22 protein-coding genes are annotated in these 23516 nt (G+C 63.0%); 2 read left to right on the forward strand and 20 right to left on the reverse strand.

The genetic code is table 11. The annotated features are described in order from the left end of the window. Nucleotide 1 precedes the first annotated feature (1 nt). The 18 genes from WH303_RS16895 to rpsB form a co-directional block, all read right to left on the reverse strand. Nucleotides 2-361, reverse strand: a complete 360-nt coding sequence (locus WH303_RS16895; RefSeq protein ID WP_027010823.1) for a hypothetical protein — start codon at nt 359-361, stop codon at nt 2-4. A 61-nt stretch (nt 362-422) separates the two neighbouring features. Further along, nucleotides 423-1610 carry a glutamine-hydrolyzing carbamoyl-phosphate synthase small subunit gene (carA, locus tag WH303_RS16900; protein ID WP_021026571.1) on the reverse strand — a complete coding sequence of 396 codons (1188 nt, stop codon included), beginning with the start codon at nt 1608-1610 and terminating at the stop codon, nt 423-425. Between the two features lie 307 nt (nt 1611-1917). Beyond that, nucleotides 1918-2706: a TrmH family RNA methyltransferase gene (locus WH303_RS16905; protein ID WP_339519902.1), complete on the reverse strand. Its 789-nt coding sequence runs from the start codon at nt 2704-2706 to the stop codon at nt 1918-1920. A 51-nt stretch (nt 2707-2757) separates the two neighbouring features. Then, nucleotides 2758-3393, reverse strand: coding sequence for a ribonuclease HII (gene rnhB / locus WH303_RS16910; protein WP_027010822.1), 636 nt, complete (start codon nt 3391-3393; stop codon nt 2758-2760). Beyond that, complete coding sequence (gene lpxB, locus WH303_RS16915) at nt 3365-4546, reverse strand: lipid-A-disaccharide synthase (RefSeq protein ID WP_339519904.1); 1182 nt, start codon at nt 4544-4546, stop codon at nt 3365-3367. The genes rnhB and lpxB overlap by 29 nt, the downstream gene beginning before the upstream one ends. Continuing rightward, nucleotides 4546-5346: an acyl-ACP--UDP-N-acetylglucosamine O-acyltransferase gene (lpxA, locus tag WH303_RS16920; RefSeq protein ID WP_021026567.1), complete on the reverse strand. Its 801-nt coding sequence runs from the start codon at nt 5344-5346 to the stop codon at nt 4546-4548. Before lpxA ends, lpxB begins: the two co-directional genes overlap by 1 nt. A 6-nt stretch (nt 5347-5352) precedes the next feature. Beyond that, nucleotides 5353-5793, reverse strand: a complete 441-nt coding sequence (gene fabZ / locus WH303_RS16925; RefSeq protein ID WP_021026566.1) for a 3-hydroxyacyl-ACP dehydratase FabZ — start codon at nt 5791-5793, stop codon at nt 5353-5355. Nucleotides 5794-5805: 12 nt separating this feature from the next. Further along, nucleotides 5806-6792 (reverse strand): UDP-3-O-(3-hydroxymyristoyl)glucosamine N-acyltransferase, encoded by a 987-nt coding sequence (lpxD, locus tag WH303_RS16930; protein WP_339519907.1) that lies wholly within the window; start codon nt 6790-6792, stop codon nt 5806-5808. 13 nt (nt 6793-6805) lie between these two features. Then, nucleotides 6806-7327, reverse strand: a complete 522-nt coding sequence (locus tag WH303_RS16935; protein WP_021026564.1) for an OmpH family outer membrane protein — start codon at nt 7325-7327, stop codon at nt 6806-6808. Continuing rightward, nucleotides 7327-9567 carry an outer membrane protein assembly factor BamA gene (bamA, locus tag WH303_RS16940; protein ID WP_373604917.1) on the reverse strand — a complete coding sequence of 747 codons (2241 nt, stop codon included), beginning with the start codon at nt 9565-9567 and terminating at the stop codon, nt 7327-7329. The genes WH303_RS16935 and bamA overlap by 1 nt, the downstream gene beginning before the upstream one ends. 104 nt (nt 9568-9671) lie before the next feature. After that, nucleotides 9672-11033, reverse strand: coding sequence for an RIP metalloprotease RseP (rseP, locus tag WH303_RS16945; RefSeq protein WP_339519909.1), 1362 nt, complete (start codon nt 11031-11033; stop codon nt 9672-9674). A gap of 55 nt (nt 11034-11088) precedes the next feature. Further along, nucleotides 11089-12267 (reverse strand): 1-deoxy-D-xylulose-5-phosphate reductoisomerase, encoded by a 1179-nt coding sequence (gene ispC / locus WH303_RS16950; RefSeq protein WP_339519910.1) that lies wholly within the window; start codon nt 12265-12267, stop codon nt 11089-11091. Between the two features lie 8 nt (nt 12268-12275). Beyond that, nucleotides 12276-13130 (reverse strand): phosphatidate cytidylyltransferase, encoded by an 855-nt coding sequence (locus tag WH303_RS16955; protein ID WP_339519911.1) that lies wholly within the window; start codon nt 13128-13130, stop codon nt 12276-12278. A 61-nt stretch (nt 13131-13191) separates the two neighbouring features. Beyond that, nucleotides 13192-13905, reverse strand: a complete 714-nt coding sequence (gene uppS, locus WH303_RS16960) for a polyprenyl diphosphate synthase (RefSeq protein ID WP_339519912.1) — start codon at nt 13903-13905, stop codon at nt 13192-13194. Nucleotides 13906-13932: 27 nt separating this feature from the next. After that, on the reverse strand, nt 13933-14493 hold the full coding sequence (gene frr, locus WH303_RS16965; protein WP_021026558.1) for a ribosome recycling factor: 561 nt from the start codon (nt 14491-14493) through the stop codon (nt 13933-13935). Nucleotides 14494-14542: 49 nt separating this feature from the next. Further along, nucleotides 14543-15262, reverse strand: a complete 720-nt coding sequence (gene pyrH / locus WH303_RS16970; protein ID WP_312986498.1) for a UMP kinase — start codon at nt 15260-15262, stop codon at nt 14543-14545. Between the two features lie 80 nt (nt 15263-15342). Next, entirely contained in the window at nt 15343-16233 is an 891-nt protein-coding gene (gene tsf, locus WH303_RS16975) for a translation elongation factor Ts (RefSeq protein WP_339519914.1), read from the reverse strand. Nucleotides 16234-16347: 114 nt separating this feature from the next. Further along, entirely contained in the window at nt 16348-17100 is a 753-nt protein-coding gene (gene rpsB, locus WH303_RS16980; protein WP_133855603.1) for a 30S ribosomal protein S2, read from the reverse strand. Between the two features lie 351 nt (nt 17101-17451). Here rpsB and WH303_RS16985 point away from each other — a divergent pair, with 351 nt between their 5' ends. Next, a complete protein-coding gene (locus tag WH303_RS16985; RefSeq protein ID WP_339519916.1) occupies nt 17452-18708 on the forward strand; it encodes an NAD(P)/FAD-dependent oxidoreductase in 1257 nt (418 codons plus the stop codon). A gap of 53 nt (nt 18709-18761) precedes the next feature. After that, a complete protein-coding gene (locus WH303_RS16990; protein WP_339519917.1) occupies nt 18762-20339 on the forward strand; it encodes an NAD(P)H-hydrate dehydratase in 1578 nt (525 codons plus the stop codon). A gap of 16 nt (nt 20340-20355) precedes the next feature. Here the strand turns inward: WH303_RS16990 and WH303_RS16995 are convergent, their stop codons facing one another. Both WH303_RS16995 and rnr read right to left on the reverse strand, forming a co-directional pair. After that, on the reverse strand, nt 20356-21114 hold the full coding sequence (locus WH303_RS16995; protein ID WP_312986502.1) for an SDR family oxidoreductase: 759 nt from the start codon (nt 21112-21114) through the stop codon (nt 20356-20358). A gap of 82 nt (nt 21115-21196) precedes the next feature. Further along, nucleotides 21197-23503, reverse strand: coding sequence for a ribonuclease R (rnr, locus tag WH303_RS17000; protein WP_339519919.1), 2307 nt, complete (start codon nt 23501-23503; stop codon nt 21197-21199). Between the last annotated feature and the right edge of the window lie 13 nt (nt 23504-23516).

The following is a 23516-nucleotide window of genomic DNA, read 5'->3' on the forward strand; positions in this document are numbered from 1 at the left end:
TTTATACGCGGTCGGTATCTAATTTGTTCAAAATGGCCAGGACACGGGCCTCGGGCAGGCTCTTTTGCATCAGCTGCAGCAGGCCATCCCCTTGCACCATGGGGCGCAGAACCTGCGCCTCGGCTTCGTAGAACTTGGCGTCCCACTCGGCCATCACCTGGTCGAATTCCTCGTCCGTCATGGTCTTGCACTTGGACACGATGGTCACCAGCGGCAAGGCCTTGTTGTCGAGGAACGATTTCTTGTAGGGCTTTTGCTGCCAGCGCGCCATGAACCATTCCTTGTGCTCGGCAGGCAAGGTCATGATGCGTTTGCTGATCGCTTTCTCTAAGGTGGCGACAGGAAAAGAAAACAGTTTCACGGCAGCATATTCCTTGGGTTCATCGTGTGCAGGTTCGGGCGCGGGCAACAGGCGCCTGGCATCAGGCCTTCTTGTGCTCGCGCATCAGGTTCACAAAACGGTCGAACAGGTACGACACGTCATGCGGGCCTGGCGAGGCTTCGGGGTGGCCCTGGAAGCAGAAGGCCGGGCGGTCGGTGCGCTCCATGCCTTGCAAGGTGCCATCGAACAGGCTCACATGCGTGGCACGGGTGTTGGCCGGCAGGGTGTCCAGGTCCACGGCAAAGCCATGGTTCTGGCTGGTGATGCAGACGCGGCCCGAGTCCAGATCCTTGACCGGATGGTTGGCACCGTGGTGGCTGTTTTGCATCTTGAAGGTCTTGGCACCGCAGGCCAGCGCCATGATCTGGTGGCCCAGGCAGATACCAAAGGTCGGCACGCCACTGTCCATGATGGTGCGCGCAGCGTCGATCGCGTAGTCGCAGGGCTCCGGGTCGCCAGGGCCGTTGGACAGGAAGACGCCATCGGGCTGGTACTTGAGCACTTCGGCCGCAGGCGTCTGGGCGGGCACCACCGTCACGCGGCAGCCGCGCTCGGCCAGCATGCGCAGGATGTTCTTCTTGACGCCGTAGTCATAGGCGACCACGTGGAAGGCATGGTCCTGCAGCTTGCCGTAGCCGGGCGTGCCATCGGCGCGCGCCAGTTGCCACTCGGTCTGCACCCATTCGTAGGACTGCGAGACGCTGACCACCTTGGCCAGGTCCAGACCCTTCATGCTGGGCGCGGCCTGGGCGGCGGCGATGGCTTCGTCGATGCGCGCCTGCGAGACCTGCTCGCCAGCGGCCAGACCGACGATGGCGCCGTTTTGCGCACCCTTGTCGCGCAGCAGGCGGGTGAGCTTGCGGGTATCGATGTTGGCGATGGAGACCGTCTTGCTGCGGACCAGGTATTCCGACAAGGTTTCCGTGCTTCGGAAATTGCTGGCCAGCAGGGGCAGATTCTTGATGATCAGGCCAGCAGCAAAGACTTTGTCGGACTCAATATCTTCCGCATTGATCCCGTAGTTGCCGATGTGCGGATACGTGAGTGTCACGATCTGCTGGCAGTAGCTGGGGTCGGTGAGGATTTCCTGGTAACCGGTCATCGCGGTGTTGAACACCACTTCGCCGGTCGTGGTGCCTTGCGCACCGATTGAGTTGCCAATAAAGACCGTGCCGTCTGCGAGCGCCAGGATGGCGGGAGGAAACGCGCTCTGTTGAGACAAAAACACTGGGTTCTCCGGATGGTTACGGGTCGCCCGGAGTCTGTGGTGTCCCTGAGGATCACCGCGAAGACTGTGCTTATGAGAGATTGCTTTGAGTGCAGCCGGGCGACGTGATTACTTGAAAGCCACCCATTGTAGCGTGCAAGCTGCAATCTGAGTGGAGGCAGGGGATGATTTGAGGGTCAAATCGCTAAAAATTACACACTCTGCGCAGAAGCGCACCAACGCAGAGCGTAGTTACAACAGCAAATTTACGCAATGCGCATACTCGTTATTACTGGCAGAGCCTACCCCAGTGCCCGCTGCAGCCGCATCAATCGGCGCGCGCTGCCGCACTGGCATGCAGGCAAATGGCCGCTGCCGCGCCCACATTGAGCGACTCCTCACCCCCAGGCTGGGTGATGCGGATGTGCTGCTGGGCCACCGCCTGCAAGGGCTCGGACACGCCCTGCCCCTCATGGCCCATGACCCAGGTGCAAGGCCAGGGCAAGGCGGCGCGGTGCAGCCAGTCGCCCTGGTGCGAGCTGGTGACCAGCATCGGCTGCTGCAAGGCCAGCACATCGTCCTGCGAGGCATTCTCGACCAGGTGCAGCGCAAAATGCGCACCCATGCCGGCGCGCAGCACCTTGCCGCTCCACAGCGCAGCCGATCCCTTGAGCGCAATCACCTGGCCAAAACCAAAGGCCGAGGCACTGCGCAAGATGGAGCCCACATTGCCGGCATCCTGCACACGGTCCAGCACCACGGCGGCCACGCCGGGCTGGATACCCGCCTGCTGCAGCGGCAGATCCATCAAAAAGCCAAAAGGCGCAGGCGATGGCAGCGGGCTGAGGCTGGCCAACAAGGCCGTGTCGATGACGATGTTGCGAGCGGCCGCATGGGCATAGACGTTCTCGGGCGACTGCCAGAATTTCTCGGAGAACACGGCCACTGCCGGCTTGACGCCACGCGTCAGCGCTGCGCGGCAGAGGTGGTCGCCCTCGATCCAGTAGCGCCCCTGCTTGCGGTAGGCCGCACCCTCTTCCATCAAACGGCGTAAATCCTTGACCAAGGCATTGTCACGCGACTGGATAAAAACGGGAGGATGCGCAGCAGGGGACACAGATGATTCCTTTGCGCAGGCTTGGCGCCTGCAAACAGCGAGGGCGGAGGTTTAGGCGCCCGTCTTGACCAAGGCCATCGCCTGGGCCACCGGAGAGAACGAGCGCCGGTGCTCAGGGCAGGCACCAAAGCTCTGCAGCGCCGCCAGGTGAACGGCGGTGCCATAGCCCTTGTGCGCGGCAAAACCGTACTGCGGGTAGAGCCGGTCGATGTCCTGGCACCAGCGGTCCCGGTGCACCTTGGCCAGGATCGATGCCGCCGAGATGGCCTGCACCAGCGCATCGCCTTTGACGATGGCCTCGGCCGGCATCTCCAGGCGCGGAATGCGGTTGCCGTCAACCAGCACGCGCACGGGCTTGAGGCGCAGGCCGTTGACCGCACGCTGCATGGCCAGCATCGTGGCTTGCAGGATATTGAGGCCATCGACCTCTTCGACGGAGGCCTGTGCGATCGAGCAGCACAGCGCCTTGCCGCAGATCTCGTCATAGAGACGCTCGCGGGCGCGCGCCGTGAGCTTCTTCGAATCGGCCAGCCCGGCAATGGGCGAGCGCTCATCCAGAATGACCGCTGCCGCCACCACCGGGCCCGCCAAGGGGCCCCGCCCTGCCTCATCCACACCCGCAACCAAGCCCGGCGGATGCCAAGGCAAGGAGGCCTGGTCAGGCAGAGAGAATTTTTTGGATGGCATCGGCAGCAAGCTTTGGGGTATCCCTGCGCAGTTCCAGGTGCAGGTCATGAAAACGCTGCTCCAACTGGGCCAGGCGTGCTGGATCAAGGCGTGGCGCGTCCAACCATTGCGCCACTGCCTCGGCCAAGGCCTCGGGCGTCGCCGCCTCTTGCAGGAGCTCGGGCACGACAAAGTCTTGGCACAGGATATTGGGCAGGCCCACCCAGGGCTGCAGCTGCTTGCGGCGCATCAAGCGCCAGCTGATGGCATGCATGTGGTAGCTGATGACCATGGGCCGCTTGAACAGCGCCGCCTCCAAGGTGGCGGTACCGCTGGCGATCAAGGTGCAGTCACAGGCCTCCAGCGCCAGATGCGACTGGCCATCCAGTACCCGGATGCGCTCCAATATCCCGCATTCAGCAGCCAGCGCATCAATGCGTGCGCGCAAAGCCGGAACGGCAGGGACGACGATTGTAAGCGAAGGTCGCGCCTGCAAAAGGCGCGCGGCGGCCAGAAAGAATGGCTTGGCGATGTAGCTGACTTCCGAGGCGCGGCTGCCCGGCAGCAGGGCCAGCACTTCGCCCTCCAGCGGCAAGCCCAGCTGCTGGCGTGCCGCTGCACGGTTGGGCTGCAGCGGGATCACATTGGCCAGCGGATGGCCCACATAGGTGCCGGCAATGCCGTGCTGGGCCAGCAAGGCGGGCTCAAATGGGAAAATGCACAGCACATGATCGGCCGAGCGGCGGATCTTCTCCACCCGCTCTGGGCGCCAGGCCCAGATCGAGGGGCAGACAAAATGCACCGTCTTGATGCCCTGGGCGCGCAGCCGCTCTTCGACACCGAGGTTGAAATCGGGCGCATCGACACCGACGAATAGCCGAGGCGGCTGCGCCGTCAAACGCTGCACCAGTTGCTTGCGGATGCGCAAAATACCCCAGATGCGCCGGACCAGCTCGGCGCTGTAGCCATGCACGGCCAGGCGCTCGCTGGGCCACCAGGCCTCAAACCCGGCCTGGGCCATGCGCGGCCCGCCAATGCCAGCCGAGCGCAGGCCGGGAAAATCAGCAGCCAGGCCCTGCAGCACCAGGCCAGCGAGCAGGTCGCCCGAGGTCTCGCCGGCCACCATGGCCAAAAACATCTCTTGCTGCGGGTCCATGACGGCAGGCACAGCCATCAGCGCACGATGCCGCGCTTGGATTGCTGCAGAAAGTCGAGCATCAGCTGCACATCGGCCTGGGCTTCGGCCTCGCAGCTGCCCTGCAGGTTGTCCAGCGCTTCAACGGCCGCCTGCAAGGTCAGGCCGCTGCGGTACAGCAGCCGGTAGGCCTGCTTGATGACCGCCAGGCGCTCGGCACTGAAACCGCGCCGGCGCAGGCCTTCCAGGTTGAGACCGCGCACCGCCAGCGGGTGGCCGTCGACCATGCAGAACGGCGGCACATCCTGGCTGATATGGCTGGCAAAACCGGCCATCACATGGGCGCCCACCTTGGTGAACTGGTGCACGCCCGACAGACCGCCGATGATGGCCCAGTCGGCCACATGCACATGACCGGCCAAGGTGGCATTGTTGGCCAGGATGGTCTGGTTGCCGACCTGGCAGTCATGGGCAATATGCACATAGGCCATGATCCAGTTGTCGTCGCCGACACGGGTTACGCCGCCATCCTGGGCGGTGCCGGTGTTGAAGGTGCAGAACTCGCGAATGGTGTTGCGGTCACCAATCTCCAGCCGAGTCGGCTCGCCTGCGTATTTCTTGTCCTGCGGCACGCCGCCCAGAGCAGCATGCGAATGGATCACATTGGATTCACCGATCGTGGTGATACCCTCGATCACGCAGTGCGTCCCCACCTTGGTGTGGGCGCCAATGCAAACCTGGGGGCCAATAACTGCGTACGGCCCAACTGACACCGTGGGGTGCAACTGGGCCGCAGGGTCAACGATCGCCGTGGGGTGGATGGGACTGACCGCCGTCATCTACCGTTATTCCACGTGGCGCATGGTGCACATCAGCTGTGCTTCTGCGGCGACTTCGCCTTCCACGCTGGCCACGGCATTGAACTTCCAGATACCGCCGCGCACGCGGTCAATGGTGATCTCCAGCACCAGCTGGTCTCCCGGCACCACCGGGCGCTTGAAGCGCGCCGAGTCGATACCGACGAAGTAGTAGATATTGTTTTCATCGGGCACCTGGCCCATGGCATCAAAGGCCAGCAGGCCAGCGGCCTGCGCCAGGGCTTCCAGGATCAGCACACCAGGCATCACAGGGCGGCCCGGGAAGTGACCGGTAAAGAACGGCTCATTGAAGGTGACGTTCTTGATCGCCTTGATGCGGGTGTTGCGCTCAAGCTCTTGCACGCGATCCACCAGCAAGAAGGGGTAGCGGTGAGGCAGCTGCTTGAGAATTGCTTGAATATCCATCATTGTGAACTCGGCTTAGCCGTTTTTCTGAGTTTGCTCCAAGGCCTTGATTCGGTCCCTCAACGCATGGAGATGTTTTAGGGTAGCGGCGTTCTTTTCCCAGCTGCCATTGTCGTCGATAGGAAAGAAGCCGGTGTACTGACCGGGCTGCCTGATCGAGCGACTGACCACGGTGGCCGCCGAAATATGTACATTGTCGGCGATTTCCAGGTGGCCAAGAATCATTCCAGCCCCTCCAATCGTGCAATGGCGTCCGATTTTGGCGCTTCCGGCGATGCCGACGCAGCCGGCCATGGCCGAATGCTCACCAATCTCGACGTTATGGCCGATCTGCACCTGGTTGTCGATCTTCACGCCATTGGCAATGATCGTGTCGCGCAGCGCTCCGCGATCAATGCAGGTGTTCGAGCCGATCTCGACATCATCGCCGATCTGCACACCACCCAGTTGCTCAATCTTGATCCAGCGCCCGCCCTCATTGGCAAAGCCAAAGCCGTCGCCGCCGATGACCGCACCGGGCTGCACCAGCACACGCTCGCCCAGCACGCAGTCGGCCCCGACGGTCACGCGCGAGGTCAGCACCGAATCGGCACCGATGACGGCCCCGCTGGCCACATGGCACAGCGGCCCAATGGACGCAGAAGGGTGCACGATGGCACCCTCTTCCACCACCGCAGAGGGGTGGATACCGGCGGGCACCGGGCGTATCGCATGGTGCTTGCGCCACAGCTGCGTCAGCCGCGCAAAGTAGAGGTAGGGGTTGTCCACCATCAGGAAGGCGCCGCCACGCTGGCGCGCCTGCTCCTGCATCTGCGCACTGACGGCGATGCAGCCGGCCTTGGAGGCCAGCATCTGGGCCTGCAGCTTGGGGTTGCTGAGAAAACTGAAGTCCTGCGGACCGGCATCTTCGAGCGAGGCAATCGCCTGGATCTCCATCGCTGGATCTCCTTGCCGAAGCGCCCCTCCCAGGACCTCAATGATCTGAACTAGCTGCAGGCTCACGCGTACCTCTGTCTTACTTGGCAGGGGCAGAAGCGTTCAGGGCCTTCAGAACCTTTTCGGTGATGTCGAACTTGGGGTTGATGTAGACCGCTTCTTGCAGCACCACATCGTACTTTTCCTGCTCGGCCACTTGCTTGACGACCTTGTTGGCACGCTCGAGCACCTGGGACAGCTCTTCGCTCTTGCGGGCGCTGAGGTCTTCCTGGAATTCGCGGCGCTTGCGCTGGAATTCACGGTCCTGGTCCACCAGCTGACGCTGGCGCGTCACGCGCTGGCTCTCGGACAGCGTTGGCGCGTCACGCTCAAACTTTTCGCCAGCGGTCTTCAGGGCATTACCCTGGTCCAGCAGGTCTTTTTCACGCTTGGAGAACTCGGCCTCCAGCTTGGTTTGCGCAGCCTTGGCGGCGTTGGCTTCGCGGAAGATGCGATCTGTATTGACAAAACCTGCCTTGAACTCTTGGGCCTGCGCTGCAGCGCCAAAGGACAGCGCTGCTGCCAATACCAGCAATGGGAAAGAACGAGATACGGTTTTCATTAGAAAGATGTTCCGATTTGGAATTGCAATTTCTGGATTTTATCGCCTGTGAATTTGCGAAATGGCTGAGCATACGCCAAACGCAGCGGTCCCAGTGGGGAAATCCAGCTCAACCCGATACCTGCAGACGCACGCATTTCATTCAGTTTCAAATCCTGCTCGTCACCCCAGACATTGCCCGCGTCCACAAAGGCAAACCAGCGGAAGGTGCGGTCGTTGCCGGTGCCGGGCATCGGGCCGATGAACTCGGCGTTCAAGGTGACCTTCTTGGAGCCGCCCAGCGTCGCGCCGGTCACGTCACGGGGACCGAGGGTGTTTTGCTCAAAGCCGCGCACCGAGCCCAGACCACCGGAGAAGTAGTTCTTGAACACGGGGAAGACCTTGCCGCCCATGCCCTTGCCCCAGCCGGCCTCGCCGTTCAGCGCAATGGTGTAGCGCTTGTTCAGTGGCAGGTACTGCTGGATCTGGTAGTTACCCTTCAGATAGCGGGCATCACCAAACAGCGACCATTCGGAGTTCAGCTTCTGGAAGCGGCCCGAATTGGGCGCCAGTGCGCTGTCACGGCTGTCACGCGACCAACCCAGGGTCAGCGGGAAGTTCAGGCTCGTGTCGCCATAGCGGGTGGCGTAATCCAGGTAGGCCGCCGGCATGTTGGTGCCCAGCTTGATGCGGGTGTTTTCCAAGCCGCCGCCGACATAGATGGTGTCAAGTTCGCTGAACGGAATACCAAAGCGCACGCTGGCACCGGTGGTCACGATCTGGTAGTTGCCGCCCTGCTCGTCATAAGGACGGTCGGTACGGTAGTACATGTCGTAGGTACGCGAGATACCGTCCGGCGTGAAGTAGGGGTCGGTCGTGCTCACCACCAGGGTGCGGTGGTACTTGCTGGTGTTGACGTCGATACCCAGGTAGTTGCCCGAGCCAAAGACGTTTTCCTGCTTGATACCAAAGGTCAGCGAGACCTTTTCAGCGCTGGAGTAACCGGCACCCAGCTGCAGCGAGCCGGTGGGCTTTTCCTGCACAGTGACATTGACGTCAACCTGGTCGGGCGCGCCGGGTACCTCTTGCGTGTCGATCGCGACATCGTTGAAGAAGCCCAGGCGGTCGACGCGGTCGCGTGAGAGCTTGATCTTGTCCGAGTCGTACCAGGACGCCTCGTACTGGCGCACTTCGCGGCGCACCACTTCATCACGCGTGCGGTTGTTGCCAGCCACGTTCACGCGGCGCACATAGGCGCGGCGCGATGGCTCGGCCTTGAGCACCAGCTCAACGCGGTTGTTCTCGCGGTCGATCTCGGGCACCGCTTCCACGCGCGAGAACGCATAGCCAAAGCTGCCGAAGTGGTCGGTAAAGCGCTTGGTGGTCTCGGTCACGCGGTCGGCGTTGTAGGGCTCACCGGGCTTGATCGAGATCAGCGACTTGAACTCGTCCTCGCGCTCCAGGTAGTTGCCTTCGAGCTTGACGCCCGAGACCACGTACTTGGGGCCTTCATGGATCTGCAGGTTGATCGAGATGCGCTCCTTGTCCGGCGAGATCGACACTTCGGTCGACTCGATGCGGAACTCCAGGTAGCCACGCGAGAGGTAGTAGGACTTGAGCGTCTCCAGGTCGGCATTGAACTTGGAGCTGGAGTAGCGGTCACTCTTGGTGTACCAGCTGAGCCAGCCACCGGTGTCCTGGTCGAACAGGTCGGTCAAGGTCGATTCCTTGAAGTCCTTGTTCCCGCTGATGTGGATTTCCTTGATCTTGGCCGCATCACCTTCGGTGACGGTGAAGGTCAGGTTCACGCGGTTGCGCTCGATAGGCGTGACCGTGGTCACCACCTCGGCCGCATACAGGCTCTTGTTGATGTACTGGCGCTTGAGCTCTTGCTCGGCGCGGTCGGTCAGCGCCTTGTCGTAAGGACGGCCTTCGGTCAGGCCCACATCCCGCATCGCCTTTTTCATCGCGTCCTTGTCGAACTCCTTGGTGCCCAGGAAGTCGACGTTGGCAATGGTGGGGCGCTCTTCCACCACCACAACCAGCACATTGCCATTGGCTTCCAGGCGCACGTCCTTGAACAGGCCCAGCGCAAACAAGGAGCGAATGGCTGCCGATCCCTTTTCGTCGTTGTAGTCATCGCCCACATGCAAAGGCATGGACGCGAAGATGGTGCCCGGCTCTACGCGCTGCAGGCCTTCCACACGAATGTCCTGGATAGTGAATGGGTCCAAAGCCCACGACAGCTTGGCAAGCAGCATCAACGCAGCTGCAGCCGTGGTCTTGCGAAGAAGCGAAGAAGGGATGGAATATGTCATTTGTGATAGCAACCAGAGCCGCTCATTATGCAGCAGGGGCAAGAAAGTCAGCCCAAGAGCCGAGACAAATCGTTAAAGAACGCAATGCACATCATGAGCAGCAAAACGGCTATACCGCCTTTTTGCAAGCGCTCCATCCATTGCAGGGTGGGTGGCTTGCCAGTGACAGCCTCCCAAAGATAATACATCAGGTGACCGCCATCGAGCACCGGCAGCGGCAGCAGATTGAGCACGCCCAGACTGACGCTGATCAGGGCCAAAAAGGCCAGGTATTGGGTGAGGCCGACCTCGGCAGATTTGCCCGCGTATTCGGCAATCGTCAGCGGCCCGCTGATGTTCTGCAGCGAGGCCTGGCCGATGACCATCTTGGCCATCATCTTGACCGTCAGCGCCGAGACTTCCCAGGTCTTTTGCGCACCCCGGGCAAGGCCTTCCCAGGGGCCATAACGCACATCCACCATCGCAGGCGGCGCGCCGATGAAGGCGCCCAGGCGGCCGATCTTGCTGCCCTTGTCCTCACTTTGCGCGAGCTGCACCGGCACATGCAGCTGCGCGCCGTTGCGCGACACCAGCCAGTCCTGCAAGGCAGGCACGCCCTGCTCGCCCGATGCGCGAATCATGCGGCGCAGCTCGCCGCCATCGCCCACGCGCTGGCCATCGATGGACAGCACCTTGTCGCCCTTGCGCAGCGCCGACTGGGCCGCTGCACTGCCTGCCTCAAAGTCGCCCAGCACGGCATCATTCCAGGGGTGGGTCAACCCAATTTTTTCGACCAGCTTGGCATCGGCCTCACGGGCATCGATGCTTGACAGCGGCAAGCGGTAGCTGCGCTCTGCCGCGCCGGCACCCGGGCGGGCGCTCAGCACCACATCCTTGCCACCCAGTGCAGCCTGCGCCACAAACCAGCGCAGGTCGTCAAGCGAACGCACCGCTTCTGGCTCCGCATCGGGGAAACCCATGGACACAATTTCTTCACCGCCTTGCATGCCCGCCTGGGCCAGCATGCTGGCAGCCGGTGGCGTGCCGACAATGGCCGCGGGCTCGCGCACGCCCACCCAGTTCACGCAGGCGTAGAGCAGCACGGCCAGCAGCAGATTCGCCAGCGGCCCTGCGGCCACGATGGCCGCGCGCGAGCGCAGCGGCTGCACATTGAAGGCCAGATGGCGCTCATGCGCGGCAACCGGCGCCTCACGCTCATCGAGCATGCGCACATAGCCGCCCAGCGGAATGGCGCTGATGACGAATTCGGTGTCTGCGCCTTTTTTCTTCCAGCGCAGCAGGGGGCGGCCAAACCCCAGCGAGAAACGCAGCACTTTCACGCCGCAAGCCACGGCCACGCGGTAGTGGCCATATTCGTGCACGGCAATCAAAACGGCCAGCGCAACGACAAATGCAACAACGGTCAACATTGCTCAAGCCCTTGCTATGAAAAACGCGATTCTACTGAGCCGGACAATAGCCCTGTCAAACGGCCAGCTCCGAAATAAGGCCTTCGGCATAGGCGCGCACCTCGGCATCAAGCGCCAGCAGCGCATCGATGCTGTCCGGCGCCTGCGGCTGCACGCCTTCGAGTGCCTGCGCATTGACCTGGTAGATCTGGTCAAAGCGCATGCGGCCGTCCAGAAAAGCGGCGACCGCCACTTCGTTGGCAGCATTGAGCACCGTGGTCGTGCCATGGGGCGCACGCAGCGCCTGCCAGGACAGGTGCAGGCCAGGAAAGCGTGTTGCATCGGCCTCTTCAAAGGTCAGCGCCGATAGCTTGACGAAATCCAGTGGCGCCGCGCCACTGGCCACGCGCTCGGGCCAGGCCAGGCCACAGGCGATCGGCACGCGCATATCGGGCGTCCCCAGCTGGGCCAGCACCGAGGCATCACGGAACTGCACCATCGAATGCACGATCTGCTGCGGATGGATCACCACCTTGATCTGCTCGGGCTGCAGGTTGAACAGCCAGCGCGCTTCGATCACCTCCAGCGCCTTGTTCATCATCGTCGCCGAGTCGATCGAGATCTTGCGGCCCATCGCAAAGTTGGGGTGGTTGCCCGCCTGCTGCGGCGTCACATCACGCAGGCTCGATGGCTCACGGGTGCGGAACGGACCGCCCGAGGCCGTCAGGATGATGTGGTCCACGCGCTGGGGCCAGACCGCAGGGTCTTCGGGCAGGCACTGGAAGATGGCCGAATGCTCGCTGTCGATCGGCAGCAAGGTCGCGCCGCCGTCGGCCACCGCATCCATGAAGAGCTGGCCACCGACGACCAGGGCTTCCTTGTTGGCCAGCATCAAGCGCTTGCCGGCCTTGGCCGCTGCCATCGCAGGGCGCAGGCCGGCGGCGCCCACAATGGCCGCCATCACCGCATGCACATCGCTGTGGGAGGCCACCATCTCCAGCGCCGCCTCGCCTTCGAGCACTTCGACCCGGCTGCCTGCCGCTTGCAGGCCTGCGCGCAACTGGGCGGCAGCCGCAGCGCCGGTCATCACCGCATAGCGCGGCTGGAACTGCAGGCACTGCGCGAGCATCAGGTCCACGCGCGAATGCGCGCTCAGCGCAAAAACGCGGTAGAGGTCAGGGTGGCGCGCCACCACATCCAGGGTATTGGTTCCGATCGAGCCCGTCGATCCGAGCACGGTAACTTGCATGGTCATCGCGAGGTTCACTTATCCAAAAATTGCAGCAGCATCAGCGCCAGCGGCACCGTCGGCAAGATGGCATCGATGCGGTCAAGCACACCACCATGGCCGGGCAGCAGATGGCTGCTGTCCTTCATGCCGGCGCTGCGCTTGACGAGGGACTCCACCAGGTCACCGGCCACGCTCATGCCGGCCAGAAACACGCAGGACAGCACCATCAGCCAGGGCGAAAAATCCCAGAGCCGGCTGTAGAAGCTGGGCACCTGCGCGCCAAAATGGCGGTCCGCCCAAATCCACACCAAGGCCATCAGCAGCACGCCCAGCGCGCCGCCCCATACGCCTTCCCAGCTTTTGCCCGGGCTGATCGCCGGCGCGAGCTTGTTCTTGGTAAAACGCAGACCGAACTGGCGGCCTGCAAAGTACGCGCCAATGTCGGCCATCCACACCAGGGCAAAGACCGACAGCAGAAAATTCACGCCCATCCACTTGGCCTGTGCAATCGCCAGCCAGGCCACCCACAGCGCCAGCACACCCACCACCAGGCGCAGCGCGCGCGGAATGGGCGCCCAGCCAGGCACCCCGCCCTTGAGCAAGAAGGCAGCCAGCAGCACCCAGGCGGCACCAGCCACCAGCCAGACAGCGGGCAGCGCAGCCTGCGTCCAGCCCATGGCCCAGGCAGCGCCGCACAGCAGCAACGCGACAGCCCCCAGGCCGTAAGCGGCCATGCCTTGCAGGCCATTGAGGCGCCCCCACTCCCAGGCCGCGGCGACCACAGCCAACAGCATCAACGCAGCAAAGGGAACCGGATTGCCCGCGACGATGGCGGGCACCAGAATCAGCAGGAGAACAATGGCCGTGATGATGCGTTGTTTGAGCAAATGGATCTCCTGAAAAAAGAAAACTGATGCCTACAGCGGCAGGCATCAGCGGGCAGGGGCACTACGAGGGGGACTGGACCAGTTGCTCGGACGTCTTGCCAAAGCGGCGTTCGCGCCGCTGGAATTCGGCTATCGCTTCGTCCAGGGCCTGTTCGTCAAAATCAGGCCACCACTTGTCACTGAAATACAGCTCCGAATAGGCCGATTGCCACAGCAGAAAATTGCTGATGCGCATCTCGCCACCGGTTCGGATCAGCAGATCGGGGTCGGGCACATGGGCCAGGGCCATGGCATCGTTGAGGGCCACTTCGGTGATGGCCTGGCCCGCAGCGGCCAGCTTGGCTGCCGCCTGGGCAATATCCCAGCGGCCGCCGTAGTTGAAGCAGACGTTGAGCACCATGCGGTCGTTGTGGGCCGTGGCCTGTTCGGCTTGTGCCAGACCCGCCTGCACCTTGGCAGACAGGGAGGCGCGGTCACCGACAAAGAACAAACGGATGCCGTCACGGGCCAGCGATGGCACCTCCTTGGCCAGTGCGCCGGCCAGCAGGTTCATCAGGCCATCGACCTCGTCGGTCGGCCGGTTCCAGTTCTCGGAAGAAAAGGCAAACACGGTGAGCACCTTGACGCCGCGCTCGGCACAGGCCTTGGCGCAGCGGCGCAGCGAGTCCACCCCTTGCTTGTGGCCTGCCAGGCGTGGCAGAAAACGGCGTTTGGCCCACCGGCCATTGCCATCCATCACGATGGCAATGTGGTGCGGTATTGCAGCAGCAGTCATGCGCGGAAAAACAGATCCAGACCTGGATCAGACCGCCATGATGTCTTTTTCTTTCTCGACCACCAGCTGGTCGATCAGCTGGATGTGCTTGTCGGTGATCTTCTGCACCTCGGCTTCCGAGCGCTTTTGGTCGTCTTCCGATGCTTCCTTGTCCTTGACCAGCTTCTTGACGCCTTCGTTGGCATCGCGGCGCAGGTTGCGGATGGCGATCTTGGCGTTCTCGCCTTCGGCCTTGACCAGCTTGGTCATTTCCTTGCGGCGCTCTTCGCTCATCGGCGGCATCGGCACGCGGATCAGGTCGCCCATTGAGGCTGGGTTCAGGCCCAGGTCGCTTTCGCGGATGGCCTTTTCCACCTTGGCCGCCATGGCCTTTTCCCAAGGGGTCACGCTGATGGTGCGGCTGTCGATCAAGGCGACATTGGCCACTTGCGACAGCGGCATCATCGAGCCGTAGTAATCAACCTGGATGGTGTCCAGCAGCGCGGGATTGGCGCGGCCGGTGCGGATCTTGGTCAGGTTGTTTTTGAACGCGGCAATCGATTGGTCCATCTTGCCTTCGAGATTCTTCTTGATTTCTGCGACTGTCATTGTCAACTCCTAACTACCACATTCTGCTCTTGCACACGCCAGCCGCCCATCAGGCGTAGACCAGCGTGCCCTCTTCTTCGCCCATCACCACGCGCTTGAGCGCGCCACTCTTGACGATGGAGAATACACGGATGGGCAGCTTCTGATCACGGCACAGGGCGAAGGCCGTGGCATCCATGATGCCCAGGTTGCGGCTCATCGCCTCATCAAAACTCAGCTTGGTGTAGAGCGTGGCATTGGGATCCTTCATCGGATCGGCCGTGTAGACACCGTCGACCTTGGTGGCCTTGAGCACCAATTCTGCGCCAATTTCAGCACCGCGCAGCGCCGCTGCGGTATCGGTGGTGAAGAAGGGGTTGCCCGTACCTGCAGCAAACACCACGACCTTGCCCTCTTCGAGGTACTGCAGCGCCTTGGGGCGCACATAGGGCTCGACCACCTGCTCGATGCCGATGGCCGACATCACGCGGGCCGTCAGGCCCTGCTTGTCCATCGCATCGGCCAGTGCCAGCGCATTCATCACCGTCGCGAGCATGCCCATGTAATCGGCAGTGGCACGGTCCATGCCGACCGAGCCGCCGGCCACGCCGCGGAAGATATTGCCGCCACCGATCACGACAGCGACCTGAACGCCCAGCCGAGTCACCTCGGCAATCTCCTCGACCATCCGCACAATGGTTGCGCGGTTGATGCCAAAAGCATCATCCCCCATCAGAGCTTCACCGGAGAGTTTGAGAAGAATGCGCTTGTGGGCAGGGCTTTGGGACATGGTGGAGAGCTCCAGGTGTGGGGGATGGGTGAAAAAACGATAGGTGAAACAAAGGGGCCGTAGCCCCTTTGTCAGGATGATTACTGGCCCTTGGCGGCCGCAACCTGCGCGGCGACCTCGGCAGCGAAGTCATCCACCTTCTTCTCAATGCCCTCACCCACCACGTAGAGCGTGAAGCTCTTGATCGAGGTGTTGGCAGCCTTGAGCATTTGCTCAACGGTTTGCTTGCCGTCAGCGGCCTTCACGAAGACCTGGTTGAACAGCGAGACTTCCTTGAGGTACTTCTGCACAGCGCCGTCCACCATCTTGGCAGCGATGTCAGCGGGCTTGCCCGACTCTTCAGCCTTGGCTGCAGCGACGGTGCGTTCCTTCTCGATCAGCTCGGCAGGCACGTCAGCGCTGGTCAGCGCCACGGGCTTCATCGCAGCCACGTGCATGGCCACGTCCTTGGCAGCTTGCGCGTCGCCTTCGAACTCGACCACCACACCGATGCGGGTGCCGTGCAGGTACAGCGCCAGGTTGCTGCCTTCGAAGCGCTTGAAGCGGCGGAACGACATGTTCTCGCCGATCTTGCCGACCAGGCCCTTGCGCACGTCTTCCAGGGTGGGGCCAAAGCCGTCTTGCTCGTAAGCCAGTGCGCTCAGGGCTGCCACGTCGGCAGGGTTCTTTTCGGACACCAGCTTGACCGCTGCATTGGCCAGGGCGATGAAGCTGTCGTTCTTGGAGACGAAGTCGGTTTCGCTGTTGACTTCGATGATCGCGCCGTTGTTGCCTTCAACCACAGCGGCGATCACGCCTTCAGCGGCAATACGCGATGCTGCCTTGCCGGCCTTGGTGCCCAGCTTGACGCGCAGCAGCTCTTCAGCCTTGGCCATGTCGCCATCAGCCTCGGTCAGAGCCTTCTTGCATTCCATCATGGGCGCGTCGGTCTTAGCGCGCAGTTCTGCCACCATGCTTGCGGTAATTGCCATTTTTCTCTCTCCGTATTCAGTTCAGTTGGGGTGATTGTGGAAACGTAGGTAAAAAAAACGGGGCTAATCTGGAGCCCCGCTTTTCATTCGCGGCCCAATGGGCAGCCCTGTGGATTAAGCAGCGGTGTTTTCCACTTCCACAAACTCGTCGCCTTCTTCGCCGGAAGCAGCCTTGACCACTTCGTTCACGGCGTTGGCACGGCCTTCCAGGATCGCGTCGGCGATACCGCGAGCATACAGCTCAACAGCCTTGGCCGAGTCATCGTTACCAGGGATCACGTAGTCGATACCTTCTGGGTTGTGGTTGGTGTCAACCACGCCGATCAGAGGAATGCCCAGCTTCTTGGCTTCAGCGATAGCAATCTTGTGGTAGCCCACGTCGATCACGAAAATGGCGTCAGGCAGAGCGTTCATGTCTTGAATGCCGCCGATGTCCTTTTCCAGCTTTTCCAGCTCACGAGCAAACATCAGTTGCTCTTTCTTGCTCATCGATTCCAGACCCGCTTCTTGCTGAGCCTTCATGTCCTTCAGACGCTTGATCGAGGTCTTGACGGTCTTGAAGTTGGTCAGCATGCCGCCCAACCAGCGTTGGTCGACGTAAGGCACGCCAGCACGTTGTGCTTCGGTAGCCAGGATTTCGCGAGCTTGGCGCTTGGTGCCCACCATCAAGATGGTGCCACGGTTGGCCGACAGCTGCTTGATGAACTTTTGTGCGTCCTGGAACAGAGGCAGGGTCTTTTCCAGGTTGATGATGTGAATCTTGTTGCGGCTACCGAAAATGTACTGGCCCATCTTGGGGTTCCAGAAACGGGTTTGGTGGCCAAAGTGGACGCCGGCTTCCAGCATCTCGCGCATCGTAACGGACATATATCTTCTCCGAAGGTTAGGTCTAAAATTCTGCCCAACTATCACGGCCGCCGTGCTTGTGCACCGCATGCCGCAACACCTTAGGTAGGCAGGTTTGCGATTTCGTTTTGAACCGATATGGCAAGCCACACTCGGCAAAACCCTAGGATTCTAACATAGTCCGGCATGGGTCGCGAAGAAGTCGCGCCAACCCCACCTTGACGATTGCTTGCGTTTTTTGAACCACAGTGGCGCGCCTTACCACGGCGAGCGCAAAAAACTAGGCACAATCTGGCACTCGAACGCACGGCTTTTGCAAATGCTTGCACCGGCCGTGCCCCACTCTATGAACGGCCCCCTGTTTTTGTTGTTATGAAGATTGCGATCGTTGGAGCAGGCATTGCAGGTATTGCAACGGCCTTCGAGCTGATGGAGGCCGGCAACGAGGTCAGTGTTTTCGAGCAGCACCGCGCTGCTGGCGAAGAAGCCAGCTTTGCCCCCTCAGGGCTGATGTGGCCCTGCGCGATCAATCCCTGGGGCGCCACCGCCTTCCAGCAGGCCTTGCAGCTGGGCATGTCGCGCCCGGCCTTTGCCGAACTGCAGGTCCAGGGCAGCGTGCTCTCCTCTCCCCGCCGCTGGGCGCGCCGCCAGCAAGGCGTCGCCAAGAAGCTGCGCGACAGCGAAATCCTGCCCGCGCTGCAGTCGCTCGAGCTGCTGGCGATGCAGCGCATGCAGCATGTGCAGGAAATGCTCGAGATCAACGGCCAGTTCAGCCAGGGCCTGCTGCTGCCGCTGCGCAAGGAGCCCAGCGCCGCTGCACTGTATGAACTCACCCGGCGCCTGTCGGCCGCGCATATTGACTACCAGCGCTGCGACGAAGCCCAGACCCGCGCCATTGAGCCGGGCCTGGCCACCGAGATTCAGATTGCCGGCGCCCTGCACCTGCCCGAGGCCTGGTCGGGCAATGGGCGGCTGTTCTCGCAAGGGCTGCTGCAGGCGCTGCAAACGCATGGGCTGCAGCTGCACACCCAGCAAGCGGTCAGCGGCATCCAGAGCGCCGGCAATGGCGTACGCCTGCAACTGGCCAGTGGCACGCAGGATTTTGATGCGGTGGTGCTCTGCGCCGGCGCCCACACCAACCAGCTGCTGCGCCCGCACCATGTGCAGCTGCCCAGCGCGCCCATCTATAGCTATAGCGCCAGCATCCAGATCAGCGAAGAGTCGCTGGCGCCGCGCCGCGCAGTCATCGATCTGGAAAACAACATGATCCTGACGCGCCAGGGCTCGCGCCTGCGCATCAGCGGCGGCGCCGAGCTGGGCTACCCCGACAGCCCCGAGCGCAGCGATGACGCCCGCCACGCCCTGATCAGCGTGCTGCTCGAGTGGTTCCCCGGCTGCATCCAGCCGAGCCAATCGATCCTGCAGATGTGGCGCGGCGCGCGCCTGACCGTGCCTGATGGCCTGCCGGTGGTGGGCGCCTCCGGCATCCCGGGCGTCTGGCTCAACACCGCCCACGGCGGCTTTGGCTGGGGGCTGTCGATGGGCTGCGCCCACCATGTGCGCCAGCTGGTCATGGGCCAGAGCACCAGTACTGCCCCCGAAGCGCTGGACCTGCAGCGCCTGCGCTGAGCACTTCGGCGAGCGGCCCGCCCGCAGCCAGGGCACTGCGCTACGATAGCGCCATGCCCGCTTCTGCCGCTCTGCCCTATCCCGCCCTGCTCTCCAGCGACCAGGTTCGCGCACGCGAGCAATCGCTGGCGGCCACGCTGCCCCACTACCGCCTGATGGCCCGCGCTGGCGAAGCCACCGCCCGCCTGGCCCTGGCGATCGCGCCGCATGCCCGGCATATCTGGGTCGTGTGCGGCGCCGGCAACAACGGCGGCGATGGCATGGAAGCCGCCATCCATCTGCAAGCCGCTGGCAAGACGGTACACATCAGCCTGCAGCCCAGCGCCGGCAAGGCCCTACCCGCCGATGCCGCCCATGCACTGCAACGCGCCCAAGCCGCAGGCCTGGCGATCAGCGCGCAACCGCCCGCCCATTTCGACCTGGCCATCGATGCGGTCTGGGGCATTGGCCTGCGCGCCGGCCGCAGCGCCCCCATTGAAGGCCCCGTACTGGCCTGGCTGCAGCAGCTGCTGGAAACCGATCGCGATGTGCTGTGCATCGACACGCCCTCGGGCCTGCTGGCCGATACCGGCGCCTGGCTGCCCTCGCTAGATCCCCTGGTGCCACCAGCACCCCAAGGACGCCGCTTCACGCTCAGCATGCTGGCCCTCAAGCCCGGGCTTTTTACCCTGCAGGGGCGCGACTGGGCGGGCGAGGTCTGGCTGGCAGCGCTGTCGGCCCACAACCCGGTCTGGCGCTGTGACCAGATTCCTGCCGCCGACATGGATACCTCCTCAGTCACCGGCCAGCTCGTCACCCAGGCTCCAAGCCCTCTACCAACCCACAACAGCCACAAAGGCCTGTTTGGCGATGTCGGCGTCATCGGCGGCCAAAGCGCCAGCCACGATGGCCAGGGCATGGAAGGCGCAGCCATGCTGGCCGCCAGTGCGGCGCTGCATGCAGGCGCGGGCAGGGCCATGCTGCACCTGCTTGGCAGCAGCTCCGCATCGCCCAGGCCTGGCGGTGTCGCAGCCGACATCATGCTCCGGTCGCTGGAGGCCATGGGCGCACTGCGCGGCAGCCTGGTTTGCGGCTGCGGCGGTGGCAGCCTGGTGGCCGGGGTGGTGCCCCAGGCCCTGCAGCATGCAGGCAGCCTGGTGCTCGATGCCGATGCGCTCAACGCCATTGCCAGCCAGCCGGCACTACAACAAGCACTGTTGCAACGGGCAGCCCAAGGGGGTGCAACCGGCGCCACGGTGCTCACGCCCCATCCACTGGAGCTGGCGCGCCTCTTGGGCAGCAGCACCGCGCAGATCCAGCACGACCGCATAGGCGCCGCGCGCCAGGCGGCACGGCAATGGCAGTGCCTGGTGGTGCTCAAGGGCAGCGGCTCGGTCATTGCCGCGCCAGATGGGCGCTATGCCATCAACCACAGCGGCAATGCCCGCCTGTCGATTGGCGGCACCGGCGATGTGCTGGCCGGCTGCATTGGCGCGCACCTGGCAGCGTTGCCGCCCGGCAGCAGCTGGGCAGATGCCTGGCAGCCGCTGCTCCATGCCGTCTGGCTGCATGGCCATGCGGCCGATATCTGGCCGCCCGCACGCATGCTGACGGCTTCGCGCCTGGCACGCAGCCTGCAACGGCCAGGTTAAAGATCAACCAACGGGCTTAGCCCCGGCCCACAAACGGCATCTTGGTGGCCATCACCGTGTGGAACAGCACATTGCATTCCAGCGGCAGATTGGCCATGTAGAGTACCGACTGGCCCACAACATCGACATCCATCAACGGCTCGGGTGCAATCTCGCCATGCGCCTGCATGACGCCCTGGGTCATGCGCATCGCCAGCTCGGTGCCGGCATTGCCCACATCGATCTGGCCGACGGCGATGTTCCACTTGCGGCCATCGAGCGCAGCGGTCTTGGTCAGGCCCATCACCGCATGCTTGGTGGCAGTGTAGGCAATCGACATGGGCCGGGGTGCATGGGCCGAGATGGAGCCATTGTTGATGATGCGGCCGCCCATCGGCGACTGCTGGCGCATCACGCGGAAGGCCTGTTGCAGGCAATAGAACATGCCGTTGAGGTTGACATTGACGACATCCTGCCAGGTCTCGACCGGCAGCTCATCGATCGGCACCGCAGGCGCGCCGCGCCCGGCGTTGTTGAACAGCATGTCCACCCGGCCAAACTGGGCGATGGCCGCATCGAACAAGGCCTTGACCGCCACCGGGTCGGCCACATCGGTGGGCACCACCAAGGCCTGGCCGGCGTCTGCCGCATGGCTGGCCACTTCCTGCAAGGGCTGCGCGCGGCGGCCCGCCAGCACCACCGACCAGCCGTCCTTCATCAAGGCCAGCGCCGCTGCGCGGCCAATCCCGGTGCCCGCACCGGTCACCACTGCAATCTTGCGCGTCTTCTCGGTCATCCGTACTCCTTGGTTCTGTCAACAAAAAAGCCAGGCCATCGCTGGGATGGCCTGGCTTCGATCATAGTGAATTCACAGCCGATCAGCGGCGTTTGCGCGGGGTCTTCTGTCCCGGTTGTTTGCTGGCGCCCGCGCCCCGGTCGTTGCCACGCGGCTTGCCGGCACCATGGGCGGCACCCTTGGCCTTGCGCTTGAGGCTGGCGCGCTGCGCGTCATAGGCCTCATCGCGCCCCTCGCGCTGGCGGCTGGACGGCGACGATGTCACCTTGGCCGCACGGGCGCTGGAGGCCGGCGCGCGGGCCGCATCCTCGCCCTCGCGCACCAGGCGGAAGTCGATCTTGCGCGCATCCAGATCCACGCGGCTGACCTGGATCTGCAGGCGGGTGCCAATCGTGTAGCGGATGCCGGTGCGCTCGCCGCGCAGCTCCTGGCGCATCTCGTCAAAGCGGAAGTAGTCGCCACCCAGCTCGGTGATGTGGATCAGACCTTCAACATAGAGCTGGTCCAAGGTCACGAACAAGCCAAACGAGGTGACAGCCGAGACCATGCCGCTGTACTCCTCGCCCAGGTGCTCGCGCATGTACTTGCACTTGAGCCAGGCTTCGACATCGCGGCTGGCCTCATCGGCGCGGCGCTCATTGGCACTGCAATGCAGGCCCGCCGCTTCCCAGGCCTGCACTTCGCGCGATACGCGTTGCACGCGCTCGGCCTGCAGCTTTTGCTTGGGGGCAGCCACTCGGCTGGCCAGGCGCTTGGCCAGCTTGGCCTCGGCCTCGCCCGGCGTGGGCAGCAGCGGCAGCTGGTAGCGCTTGCCCAGCAAGGCGGCCTTGATGACGCGGTGCACCAGCAAATCGGGGTAACGGCGGATCGGGCTGGTGAAGTGGGTATAGGCCTCGTAGCCCAGGCCAAAGTGGCCGCTGTTGATCGGCGTGTAGATCGCCTGCTGCATCGAGCGCAGCAGCATCGTGTGGATCTGCTGGGCGTCGGGCCGGTCCTTGGTCGCCTGCGCAATGGCTTGGAACTCGGCCGGGCTCGGGTCGTCGCTGATCGACAGGCCCACCCCCATGGCCTTGAGGTAGCCGCGCAGAATGTCCTGCTTCTCGGGCGTCGGGCCTTCGTGCACCCGGAAGAGCCCGGGCTGGCCGCTTTGCTGGATGAAATCTGCCGCGCAGACATTGGCTGCCAGCATCGCCTCTTCGATCAGGCGGTGGGCCTCGGTGCGGGTTCGGGGCACGATTTTCTCGATACGGCCGTTCTCGTCGCAGATGATCTGCGTCTCGGTGGTCTCGAAATCCACCGCGCCGCGACGGCCACGCGCCGACAGCAAGGCCTTGTACACATCGTGCAGGTTCAGCAGGTCAGCCACGCGCTCCTTGCGCTTGATCGCTTCCTGGCCCCGGGTATTGGCCAGAATGGCCGCCACCTCGGTATAGGTAAAGCGTGCATGACTGTGCATCACCGCAGGGTAGAACTGGTAGGCCTGCAGCTCGCCATCGGCGGTGACCAGCATATCGGCCACCATGCACAGGCGGTCCACATTGGGGTTGAGCGAACACAGGCCGTTGGAGAGCTTCTCCGGCAGCATCGGAATCACGCGGCGCGGAAAGTAGACGCTGGTGGCACGGTCGTAGGCATCGACGTCAATGGCATTGCCGTTTTGCACATAGTGGCTCACATCGGCAATCGCCACCAACAGGCGCCAGCCCTTGGTGCGGCCGATCTTGGCGGGCTCGCAGTACACCGCATCGTCAAAGTCACGCGCATCTTCACCATCGATGGTGACGAGCGGGATATCGGTGAGGTCGATGCGGGCCTTGCGGTCGGCCAGGCGCACCTTGTCGGGCAGCTTCTTGGCCAGCGCCAGGCACTCGTCCGAGAACTCATGGGGCACGCCATATTTGCGCACCGCGATTTCGATTTCCATACCGGGGTCATCGATCTCGCCCAGCACCTCAACCACGCGGCCCACCGGCTGGCCAAACAAGGCCGGCGGCTCGGTCAATTCAACAACGACCACTTGGCCGGTCTTGGCCGCGCCGATCGCGCCATTGGGGATCAGTACATCCTGGCCATAGCGCTTGTCCTCGGGCGCCACCAGCCAGACGCCGCTTTCCTGCAGCAGCCGGCCGATGATGGGCTGCGCGGAGCGCTCGATGATTTCAACAATGCGGCCCTCGGGGCGGCCGCGGCGGTCGGTGCGCACGATGCGGGCGCGGACCCGATCTCGGTGCAGTACGGCGCGCATTTCATTGGCCGGGATGTAGATGTCGCTTTCGTTGTCATCCCGGATCACAAAGCCGTGGCCTTCACGGTGGCCTTGGACTACACCTTCAATTTCTTCTGACAAATTATCTGCTCCTGTTTTGGAAGCCGTTTTTTTGATATACAATCTGATTCTTTCC

This window comes from Comamonas sp. MYb69, from assembly GCF_037479315.1.
Classification (GTDB): domain Bacteria; phylum Pseudomonadota; class Gammaproteobacteria; order Burkholderiales; family Burkholderiaceae_C; genus Comamonas.

What these genes read in the sequence shown, in the direction of transcription:
- rnhB (WP_027010822.1), bottom strand. Translation starts at nt 3,393, where the DNA reads ATGCCATCCAAAAAATTCTCTCTGCCTGACCAGGCCTCCTTGCCTTGG.
- lpxB (WP_339519904.1), bottom strand. Translation starts at nt 4,546, where the DNA reads ATGGCTGTGCCTGCCGTCATGGACCCGCAGCAAGAGATGTTTTTGGCC.
- lpxA (WP_021026567.1), bottom strand. Translation starts at nt 5,346, where the DNA reads ATGACGGCGGTCAGTCCCATCCACCCCACGGCGATCGTTGACCCTGCG.
- fabZ (WP_021026566.1), bottom strand. Translation starts at nt 5,793, where the DNA reads ATGATGGATATTCAAGCAATTCTCAAGCAGCTGCCTCACCGCTACCCC.
- WH303_RS16935 (WP_021026564.1), bottom strand. Translation starts at nt 7,327, where the DNA reads ATGAAAACCGTATCTCGTTCTTTCCCATTGCTGGTATTGGCAGCAGCG.
- bamA (WP_373604917.1), bottom strand. Translation starts at nt 9,567, where the DNA reads ATGCTGCTTGCCAAGCTGTCGTGGGCTTTGGACCCATTCACTATCCAG.
- rseP (WP_339519909.1), bottom strand. Translation starts at nt 11,033, where the DNA reads ATGTTGACCGTTGTTGCATTTGTCGTTGCGCTGGCCGTTTTGATTGCC.
- ispC (WP_339519910.1), bottom strand. Translation starts at nt 12,267, where the DNA reads ATGACCATGCAAGTTACCGTGCTCGGATCGACGGGCTCGATCGGAACC.
- uppS (WP_339519912.1), bottom strand. Translation starts at nt 13,905, where the DNA reads ATGACTGCTGCTGCAATACCGCACCACATTGCCATCGTGATGGATGGC.
- frr (WP_021026558.1), bottom strand. Translation starts at nt 14,493, where the DNA reads ATGACAGTCGCAGAAATCAAGAAGAATCTCGAAGGCAAGATGGACCAA.
- pyrH (WP_312986498.1), bottom strand. Translation starts at nt 15,262, where the DNA reads ATGTCCCAAAGCCCTGCCCACAAGCGCATTCTTCTCAAACTCTCCGGT.
- tsf (WP_339519914.1), bottom strand. Translation starts at nt 16,233, where the DNA reads ATGGCAATTACCGCAAGCATGGTGGCAGAACTGCGCGCTAAGACCGAC.
- rpsB (WP_133855603.1), bottom strand. Translation starts at nt 17,100, where the DNA reads ATGTCCGTTACGATGCGCGAGATGCTGGAAGCCGGCGTCCACTTTGGC.
- WH303_RS16985 (WP_339519916.1), top strand. Translation starts at nt 17,452, where the DNA reads ATGAAGATTGCGATCGTTGGAGCAGGCATTGCAGGTATTGCAACGGCC.
- WH303_RS16990 (WP_339519917.1), top strand. Translation starts at nt 18,762, where the DNA reads ATGCCCGCTTCTGCCGCTCTGCCCTATCCCGCCCTGCTCTCCAGCGAC.
- WH303_RS16995 (WP_312986502.1), bottom strand. Translation starts at nt 21,114, where the DNA reads ATGACCGAGAAGACGCGCAAGATTGCAGTGGTGACCGGTGCGGGCACC.